The 9,108-nt window shown below is 39.0% G+C and carries 12 protein-coding genes and 1 pseudogene; 9 read left to right on the top strand and 4 right to left on the bottom strand.

Annotation, left to right across the window (positions count from 1 at the left end):
- The 4 genes from BLR86_RS26545 to BLR86_RS26540 form a co-directional block, all read left to right on the top strand.
- Positions 1-236 (top strand): hypothetical protein (locus BLR86_RS26545; RefSeq protein WP_217642435.1); only part of this gene is annotated, 236 nt, incomplete at its 5' end.
- Positions 233-565 carry a GNAT family N-acetyltransferase gene (locus BLR86_RS25355; protein WP_175493054.1) on the top strand — a complete coding sequence of 111 codons (333 nt, stop codon included), beginning with the start codon at positions 233-235 and terminating at the stop codon, positions 563-565. The genes BLR86_RS26545 and BLR86_RS25355, both read left to right, overlap by 4 nt.
- 197 nt (positions 566-762) lie before the next feature.
- Positions 763-1,056, top strand: coding sequence for a hypothetical protein (locus tag BLR86_RS25350; RefSeq protein ID WP_090768546.1), 294 nt, complete (start codon positions 763-765; stop codon positions 1,054-1,056).
- A 524-nt stretch (positions 1,057-1,580) separates the two neighbouring features.
- A complete protein-coding gene (locus BLR86_RS26540) occupies positions 1,581-1,877 on the top strand; it encodes a DUF5658 family protein (RefSeq protein ID WP_090768543.1) in 297 nt (98 codons plus the stop codon).
- Between the two features lie 54 nt (positions 1,878-1,931).
- Here the strand turns inward: BLR86_RS26540 and BLR86_RS25340 are convergent, their stop codons facing one another.
- On the bottom strand, positions 1,932-2,594 hold the full coding sequence (locus BLR86_RS25340) for an Ntn hydrolase family protein (protein ID WP_090768540.1): 663 nt from the start codon (positions 2,592-2,594) through the stop codon (positions 1,932-1,934).
- Positions 2,595-2,755: 161 nt separating this feature from the next.
- Here BLR86_RS25340 and BLR86_RS25335 point away from each other — a divergent pair, with 161 nt between their 5' ends.
- The 5 genes and pseudogenes from BLR86_RS25335 to BLR86_RS25315 all read left to right on the top strand — a co-directional run bounded on the left by BLR86_RS25335 (position 2,756) and on the right by BLR86_RS25315 (position 6,448).
- The gene (locus tag BLR86_RS25335; protein ID WP_090768537.1) at positions 2,756-3,280 is read left to right on the top strand and encodes a DUF6241 domain-containing protein; all 525 of its coding nucleotides are present in this window, start codon (positions 2,756-2,758) and stop codon (positions 3,278-3,280) included.
- A 149-nt stretch (positions 3,281-3,429) separates the two neighbouring features.
- On the top strand, positions 3,430-3,900 hold the full coding sequence (locus BLR86_RS25330; protein WP_090768534.1) for a hypothetical protein: 471 nt from the start codon (positions 3,430-3,432) through the stop codon (positions 3,898-3,900).
- A 146-nt stretch (positions 3,901-4,046) separates the two neighbouring features.
- Positions 4,047-4,202, top strand: a pseudogene (locus BLR86_RS25325) (VOC family protein); the annotation flags it as partial.
- A gap of 147 nt (positions 4,203-4,349) precedes the next feature.
- On the top strand, positions 4,350-4,964 hold the full coding sequence (locus tag BLR86_RS25320; RefSeq protein WP_090768531.1) for a transposase: 615 nt from the start codon (positions 4,350-4,352) through the stop codon (positions 4,962-4,964).
- Complete coding sequence (locus BLR86_RS25315; protein WP_090768528.1) at positions 4,949-6,448, top strand: YifB family Mg chelatase-like AAA ATPase; 1,500 nt, start codon at positions 4,949-4,951, stop codon at positions 6,446-6,448. Before BLR86_RS25320 ends, BLR86_RS25315 begins: the two co-directional genes overlap by 16 nt.
- 123 nt (positions 6,449-6,571) lie before the next feature.
- On the opposite strand, the gene BLR86_RS25310 is transcribed toward BLR86_RS25315, so the two are convergent.
- From BLR86_RS25310 to BLR86_RS26535, 3 genes are all read right to left on the bottom strand, one after another.
- Positions 6,572-8,170, bottom strand: coding sequence for an aminotransferase class V-fold PLP-dependent enzyme (locus BLR86_RS25310; RefSeq protein WP_090768525.1), 1,599 nt, complete (start codon positions 8,168-8,170; stop codon positions 6,572-6,574).
- Positions 8,163-8,729, bottom strand: a complete 567-nt coding sequence (locus BLR86_RS25305) for a glycerol-3-phosphate acyltransferase (RefSeq protein WP_090768522.1) — start codon at positions 8,727-8,729, stop codon at positions 8,163-8,165. The genes BLR86_RS25310 and BLR86_RS25305 overlap by 8 nt, the downstream gene beginning before the upstream one ends.
- 176 nt (positions 8,730-8,905) lie before the next feature.
- Positions 8,906-9,108 (bottom strand): hypothetical protein (locus BLR86_RS26535; protein ID WP_217642434.1); only part of this gene is annotated, 203 nt, incomplete at its 5' end.

The following is a 9,108-nucleotide window of genomic DNA, read 5'->3' as shown; positions in this document are numbered from 1 at the left end:
CTTCAGCAACTAAATCAATGCATACGAAAAAGGAAGAGTTTCCTCCTCCTTTAATCATTACAAGGGTTATATTGAGACTTTTTCAGCAGTCTCGCTGGTTAGGTATAATTGTTTTATCTGAATTGGGGAGGGAAGTAAGGATGAAGGTAGTTGGTTTAGAAATTGGCGTCTGGTACGAAATGCAGCTTTTGCAACACTTAAAGGCAGTGAAACGCCACTTACAATCGAAGGTGTGACAAAGCTGCTAACCGATCAAGATTACCTTGAAGGCGGGATGATGCTTCTTTTCCATCAAAACAATCCTGTAGGTGTTATAAGAGGTGCGGACGATGAGTATGAAAACTCTCCGATCATGAATATAGGTCCGGTTGCTATTATTCCAGAGTATCAGGGACTTGGTTTAGGAAGAAGCTTGCTTAGAGCTTCATTAAGGCTTGCTAAGGAAAAAGGCTATAAACGAACTATCCTAAGTGTGAACGGGGAGAACGAGCGGGCACAGGATTTGTATATTAAGGAAGGCTTTAAACAGGTAGAGGCTGTTGCCTGTTATCACTATTTCTTATAATTACCTTTATTGTTAAAAGGCGTTTTCCCCTTCGTCAAGAGGAAGCGCCTTTTTTATGAACCTTTTTACCAAGGCTTAAAATGGCTCTGATATTAATTTTTCATCATAAGCAGTTTATTCTCCACTATATATATTTATTTTGTGAAGTTCCATATACCCCAAAGTTCCATATGCTTAATAAATAAGGGGTGAATGTAATGAAAAAAGATCAATTTGATGAAGTTACATTAAAGCACATTCGAAACAGACTAGATTATATTTATTCAATTGCTAAGAAAAATTACAATGATAACCCTGCATTGATGGACACGATTGAGAGCTTAGCTCAAGTAGGAATTATGTTTACAACTATTAAACTTCAAGAAGTGAACGACGATGAGGAGACAAAAAGCCCTCAAGGGTATATCCTATCAAAACTGTCAAACTCCTATTCTAGAATGACAGAGTATGAAAAACAAAAGGTAAAAGATTTTCCGGATTGGAAGCTCTAGGAGATTAGCAGTCTGCATGGTAAGACGAAGCAATAAGAAGAAGAGCTCAGAGTTTCCGACTCTGGGCTCTTCTTTTTAATAAGCAGTTTTCGCTGAGTGTGAAAATTATCGAAACAATTAGTATTCTTTTCAGCATTATTCGCCCAATAATTTATTCTCATCTTATTATACTAATGGAATAGTATTGGCTCTTCTTACCCTTTTTTTATAGATTGAATGGCAACAAGATGGTAGATGGGTACCTCGATATCAATCAAGTGATCACGGTAGAAAACGGCACCACCTCTCCAAATCCAATTATTATTGATATTAGTGGTCTTTAAATAGTTAAATGGGCAATTCTACTTAATAGACCAGTAAAAAAGGAAAACGTTTACCGGCATTTTCCTTTTTATATAGACTATTTTCGTAAATATAGGGGAAAATTGTCTAACGATTTTCCATCCACATAGCAGGATATCCTCCTGTCAAAATGGAATTCATTAAAATGTTCGTTATTAGGAACGTTTTGAGGTGGTGTTGCTATGGTTTTACTCTTTCATTATTTATCTCTTTTAAATGTTTTCGATGCCGTTATCACTTACTATGGGCTAGAAAACTCCTATATACAAGAAATGAACCCACTAATGAGCAGGATTTATGAGGCAGATCCCTCGTTGTTTATTCTGACAAAGCTGGCATTTTCGCTGTGCATTTATTTGTTTATCCTTTTTAAAAAAGTACCAACATCATCGCTTATTCGGGGGTTAACAGTCTTTGCTTCAAGCTTTTACACTGTTATATTCTTTCTCCACTGCTATTGGATCGTTGTGCTTTTATAAAGGTGCCTCTCGATAAAAATGAAGGCACCTTTTCGCTGTTATTCCACAGTACCTCTACCAAGGCTGGTGGATTTTGTGCTTTAGGAATTTGGCAAAATCTTTTGTAATGACCAAACAATCTATTGGACCACCACATGTGGAGATCCCATCAGAAAAACGCAGATATGAAATCGTTGTTTCTACGATAAACTCAGCAAAATCACTAGCGTCTTTTAAGGGCATCAGTTTGAAATTCAAGGTGGTGTCTTTAATGAGTCTGCTAATCGGTTCTGTTTCACCTAGCCAGTTGGCGGAATAGGTAATAAGATTCTGCTGCTTCAAGTAATTTTTTCTAGTAATGGAATCTTTGCTAACTAGGTATACATAGGGAATATCATAATCAAACCCTGCTAGGTAAAAGGCAACTTTATAGTTAGTAAATTTGGAGTAAAGGGTGTCCTTTAATTTTTCAGCAACCTCGGGAATGGAATCTGTGCTCTTGACCTGATTGCTATCAAATTCTCGTAAAAAATCCGCAACCGTCCTACCCTCGATCAGGGCATCACCGCAAAATGAAACCCCAATGTTTGAATTTCTTATCAGGAGAAGCTTTTGGGCATTATCAGTAAAAGTAAAACGCTCAACCACTCCATTATCCCGAGTATAGCTGCCTATTAATCTGCTATCTGCTGTCATAGCGATACCTTCTGGAACACAAACTACCGATATGATTGTCATTGGTTAAACCTCCTCCTTTGTTAGATTCTATTTATTACTGTAGATATCCTTGTCCAAAAAATAAACTACATGTATTTGGCATATTTTTGTATAATGAATAGAAATTGGATTCGCATGGTGAGATTGATAGATACATAGTAGAAGGAAGGGGAGCGTGCTCCATGAAGAAGTTTAAAGTGGCGGGTTCTATCATTGGGATTCTAGCAAGTATCGTGGGAGTCTATGTTTATTTAAGTAATGATGATGGCGGAATGAAACTGAATGTAAAGAAAAATGATCCCGTTACGACAATAGAGGCTGAAACTAAAATTGAAAAAGGTTTTGAAGCCCCGATTTCAAGCAAAGTAACAGAAGAATATGAAACAATGACTGAAGGGAGATTAATCCAGGAAGTTCACAATATGACCCATCAAAAGGTGAAAGCAGATAAGAAGTGGGGATCATCAGAAATAACCGCAGATAAGGTCCAGAAATTATTTGATGTGATTAACAGCAAAGAATTTAAAAAAGACAGTAACAAACAAATGCTGCTAGACATACTAGCACCTTGGATAGGAAAAGACTTTACCAATGTCGTAAGCGCTCACAACCGTATCTGGGCATACCAAAATGGAAACATCGGAAAAGCCACCCGGCCCCTCAGTCCACAAGAAGAACTAGACTACATTCAAAAAGAATTTAGATAATCCGGTGACACAAATGCGGTGACAGGCACCGCTAGTGGACACTGTCCACCCCAGGTGGACAGTGTGAATTACGCAAGTGTCAGTTATACTATTCGTCCGCGGTTGGACATATCCTTTAGTATGGGAAATCTGTATTAAAGGAGATGTCCATGTATAGAAAAACTGCGCTGATTAAAAGAATATTAATGGGAATGGCGCTTCTTGTATGTATCGTTATTGTTTTATTCTTGATAAGGAGTGCAATGTTTTCACCGGATAAGCAGGCGGTTGCTGTGGTTGAAGAGTTTTATCGATTTGAACAAGAAGGTGAATTTTCTGCATCGTGGCAGCTTTTTCATTCAAACATGAAGGAAAGATTCAGCAAAGGCTCTTACATCCAAGACCGAGCGCATGTATTCATGAATCATTTTGGTGTTGATACCTTTGAATTTTCCATGAGTGAACCTGAACAAGTCAAACAATGGAAAATGTCCAAAACAGCACCAGCTATGAAAAACGTCTACAAAATACTAGTCACCCAAACCTACAAAGGAAAATATGGAAACTTTGACCTCGAACAAGAAGTCTTTGTCGTTAAGGAAAAAGAAAAGTGGAGAGTTGTTTGGGACTACAATCAGTAAATCATGGAAAAAATTACGGTGACAGGCACCGACCGTGGACAGTCTTGCTTGCAAGGCTTGATGATGTTGACAGAGGGTGCCCATTTTTCTTATATTATCTCGGATTCGAGATAATATATATTGAAGTCCGTATAGGAGGTTATTTGATTAAGCTGTTAGGTTTACATCATGTTTCGATCTTAACGGGTTAGACAGAGAGGAACTTTCAATTTTATACAAAGGTTTTAGGGTTAAGATTGGTTAAGAAAACAGTGAATCAAGATAACACAGAATCGTATCATTTATTTTATGGTGATGCGAAGTGAAAGAAATCATTTAGGTTGTGGGATAATTTGAAGGATTTTTGGGATTGGTGTCGAATAGTGTATTACACGAGTTCCCTTTCCCATATTATTTCATTATTTTCTAATGACTTCAACTTAATCAACTTCATAAAAGGAGTGACCGCTATGGGTCGAAAATGCCGTACTTGGTTTCAAGGGGCAAAATATCATATTACCAGCAGAGGTAATCGGAAATCAGCGCTTTTTTATGATGACGAGGACCGTATAAAGTACCTGAGGCTTTTAAAAGAAGCAAAGGACACCTTTTCCTTCACCCTTCATGCTTTCTGCTTAATGACCAATCACACTCACCTCCAGCTTGAAACTACAGATACATCACCCACCATAATCATGAGTCACCTCAACACTAAATACGCCAAGTACTTTAACAAGAAATATGATTTTACCGGCCACGTCTTTGAGAAGCGTTATGGCGCTGAATTATTAGATTCACTCGATTATGAATTCGACGTCAGCAGGTATATCCATCTAAATCCATTTAAGGCTGGACTCATTGATGTGCTAGAGAACTATCCATGGAGTAGTTACCATGCTTATGTTAATGGGGAGGCCAACCAGCTCGTAGAAACAAGACATTTGTTATCCTATTTTCCCTCCCCAGCATCCAAGCATTATGAATACTACATAAAGACTCCACAAATGGATCTTTTTTTAGAAAGTAATGGAAAGGTAATAATGATACCAAGGAAGATGGGGGAAAATCCATGTGTGCAAAAGTAACTAGTATTGGACTTAAAGGAATGGAAGGGTATCGTGTCAATGTGGAAGTAAGGACGTTTGTTGGAAATGATTCGATTCGAATTGTAGGACTACCTGATGCAGCAGTTAAAGAGTCGAAGGAAAGAATTATGGCTGCGCTTCGGTCTTTAGGATATACCATTAACGGCCAAAAAATTATCATTAACCTCTCACCATCTGAACAAAAGAAAAGTGGTCCCATGTTTGATCTTCCGATGGCGATTGGGGTGCTAGTTAGTCTGAATGAGTTGGTTAATTCGATTCCGGAGAACTCCGGATTCATTGGAGCGCTATCGTTAGACGGTGCTATTGTCCCAGTTGAAGGGATGCTTCCTGCAATTTTAGCTGCTAAAAAAATAGGACTAACAAGGCTTTATATGCCCTATGACAATAGGCTGCCTTACCTCAAATTTGATGGGTTGGAAATTATTTATATAACTTCTGTGAAAGAAGTGGTTGAGATATTGGAAGGAAGATGCAGTGTTTTTTTTACACCGAAAAAGGAAGAAATGGATTCAGATAATAGTAGTTTTATTGATTTTCAGCAAATCATTGGCCATATTGAAACGAAAAAGGCACTAGAAATTGCAGCGGCAGGGGAACATCATGTCTTGATGACAGGGCCGCCTGGCTGTGGAAAGAGTATGCTTGCAGAGAGCTTTCCGTCGATTTTACCGCCATTGTCAAAAGAAGCCCAACTTGAAGTAATCGCTCTGCATCAATTAAGTGGGGCAAACTATCTTAACGCTAAAACCCCACCATTTCGAAATCCTCATCATTCTGCCTCTGGGATCTCAATGATTGGAGGTGGAACCTTTCCAAAACCTGGAGAGATTTCTCTTTCCCACCGTGGTGTCTTGTTTTTGGATGAGATTGCAGAGTTTCCGAAAAAAACATTGGATATGCTCCGTCAGCCATTTGAAAATGGAAAAATTACAATCAGTCGAACACAAGCCACGCTTACCTATCCAGCTTCCTTTATCTTAATTGCAGCAATGAATCCTTGCCCGTGTGGATATGCAGGTTCCAATACACATTATTGCACGTGCACGCCAAGGCAGAGAATAGCCTATCAAAATAAAATTTCTGGTCCGCTTCGGGAACGATTTGATATTCATCTAGCGATTAAACCAGTTGATTTAGAAGGGAAGAGGGCAAGAGGAGAGTTTTCTTCAAAAATTGTTCAAAGAAGAGTAGAGGCAGCTAGGAGCCTTCAGCATCAGCGGTATGGAAGAGAGCTAAGCAATAGTAGAGTCAGTTATGATACGTTACAAAAGACAAGCCCATTAACAGACGGTCAGCAAAGAATACTCCGGCTGCACAGTGTTAAAAAAAACTGGAGCAACCGCACCCAAATAAAAATCATCCGACTTGCTCGGACCATTTCCGACCTAGAGGGTGAAATACATATCACCGACCAAAGCATAGGGGAAGCAGTGATGCTAAGAAATGGTGAGCGTTGGTGAACAATGGTGACAAACAATGGTGCCTGTCACCGCTCGTGGACACTGTCCACCCCAGGTGGACAGTTGAACAAAAAAGTCACTGCCCGTTTTAAAGGCAGTGACACTTTAAATATATATTTACATTTAGTAGGTTGTCTGATTTAATGCTTGTGTTTCGTAAGTTATGACTCTATTTAAGAGATTGGCCATTTTTTCTAAGTCTTTAGTTTCGTAGTTGTCGATACAGGCGATCTGAAGCCAGTTCCTTCGTTGTAGATAATCACTTTCATAGTGAAGCTGATAGCCATGGTTATAAAGAATATCCCCAACCACAGCTGAAGAGACCGAATTTGGTACCTCAATCGTAAGAATGATAGGTGAACTGTGCTCCTCACTAACGATGGTAAAGCCAAATTGTTTAAACTGATCTTTTAAGAAAGAGTGTGTTTTCACCACTTTTTCAAACGTTCCCATATTAATATCCTCTAATGCTGATAAAAGAGCCTCCAAAAGGTTGGATGACTGGGAAAATGGTATACTTTTCTTTCTCATGTATGTCCCTAAATCAAGATATTTCGGAAGTGTTAAAGACGGCTGTACTTCGTGGTGATGAAAAACGAACGAAAGCCCTGTTAGAGCGCGGATTGCCTTCCCACTTACGCCGGTTGCCAAAAATACTCCATCTAAATCTATTTCTATTGCCCCTAAAGAGCTAATACAATCAAGACAAAGTTTGAGTTGATGCTGTTTTGAAATATCCTTCAATAGGTCAAGATCGTTGAGCATACCAGAGGAGGTTTCACTGTGAACAGCCCAAATCCACCGGGTGTCAGTCGATATTTTGGAAATGATTTCATCATGGGTGAAAGCCTGTCCCCAGTCTTTTTGAAGTACATCAAATGGGAGCCCAAACCTATTAGCCTGTTCAACTAAACGGTTGCCAAATTCTCCATTGGCTAAAATGAGTCCCCGGCCGTATTCTAAGGAAAGTTGTCCTGCAACCACATCATTAGCAAGTGTTCCTGACCCTAGGAAAAGATGGACATATGTACAATTCACTAATTGACCGAGCAGTGACTTTGCTTTTTCAAGCTTTTCTTTATAATGGTCAGAACGGTGAGACATCGGAGTCTTGCTAAATGCGTTCATGACCTTTTCAGAAATTTGAACAGGCCCCGGCAAAAATGGAATGGTCGGCGGAAGAATTCTGCCAGCAATCGACTCGTCAAATGTTTTTTTCGTTAAATACATGGGCTGGAAGAGTGCTTCAGCTGTGCCAGTTAAATTGGCAAATGGCTGAAATCCTAATTGCCCGTAAAGCTTTAACTGACGAACGGTTCCAGAAATAAAAGCAATGTCATAGCCTTTCTTTAAGCAATATTTTATTAAAAACTGTGCAAGGCCTAAAAAAACCCGTCCATTACGATATTCCTTTTTAACAGATAATAGTCTAACCTCACATGGTGAGTGAACTGTAAAGGGGAGGGATTGTTCTACCGGACCGATTTTTTTATCGAGTGAAAATGGCCGTTTATCGCGAATCGCAGCCATGCCAATAACTTCATTTTCTTTTATACAAATGATATATGTATTTTCAGCATGGAACTGATCCACTAGCATTTGTTCCTCATTCTTCTGATGCTGTGGAATTTCCTCTGAAAAGGTTTGATAATTTAAGTGATGAATTTGTTCGAATTCATCTTGAGAGGTGGCAATTTTGAAAAAGAATTCGTGCTTACTCATTAGGTTTCAGCCTTTCCTTAAGATTTTTCGCATGTGCTGCGTAAAGCATTACAATAATCCCTACTGCTATGATGCAACTTAGCCAATCATTATTTTTTATAAAAAGAACTACTGGGATAAAAAGAAAAGCCCCTAAACCGGCTATGGTAAAACTTCTTTTAAACGTGTAAAGGATGGAGAATCCCAGGATAATTACTGGTACCATAAGAGGGTCAAAGGTAATTATCCCCCCAATAAAGGTTGAAATCCCTTTGCCGCCTTTAAATTTCAGGGTAATTGGCTTTATATGACCCAAAATTGCCAGGGCCAGCCCGACTAGTTGAACCGTTTCAGAAAAATGGAAGTAACGGGCAGCTAAAATAACAAGAGCACCTTTTAATGCATCCCCAAGAAATATTAATACGAAAGCGGTTTTACCATGAAGGCGGCCGGCATTTCTTGCGCCAACATTACCACTTCCCAGAGCTCGTATATCCTTGCGATAAAAAATCTTCGTGATTAGAAATCCAAACATGATACTTCCCAGTAAATAGGAAAAAATAAAATAAAGCCATATCATTGCGAACACAACCTTTGTGAATTCTTGAAGGTGCAAAAAAAGAATTTATTTCCATTATAATATGTTTTCATAATTTTTCACATATACTTTGTAAAAACAGCGTTCGAAAAAAGATGAAATGAAGGCCTGACCATTATTGACTGCAAATAAAAACATCCTCCGGTTGAGGATGTTTTTTATCTGTCTCCGCCACCACCATATTTATGGTGCCTGTCACCGCTCGTGGACACTTTCCACCCCAGGCGGACAGTTGTAGGGTTGAAAACATTAAAAAGGCCAGCATTGCGAGACTGCTGAAAAAGTCTCAATATAACCCTTGTAATGATTAAAGGAGGAGGAAACTCTTCCTTTTTCGTATGCATTGATTTAGTTGCTGAAG

Source organism: Bacillus sp. OK048 (genome assembly GCF_900103525.1).
Classification (GTDB): domain Bacteria; phylum Bacillota; class Bacilli; order Bacillales; family Cytobacillaceae; genus Neobacillus.
The sequence above is the reverse complement of the archived record's forward strand: the minus strand, read 5'-3'. Positions and strand labels throughout refer to the sequence as shown.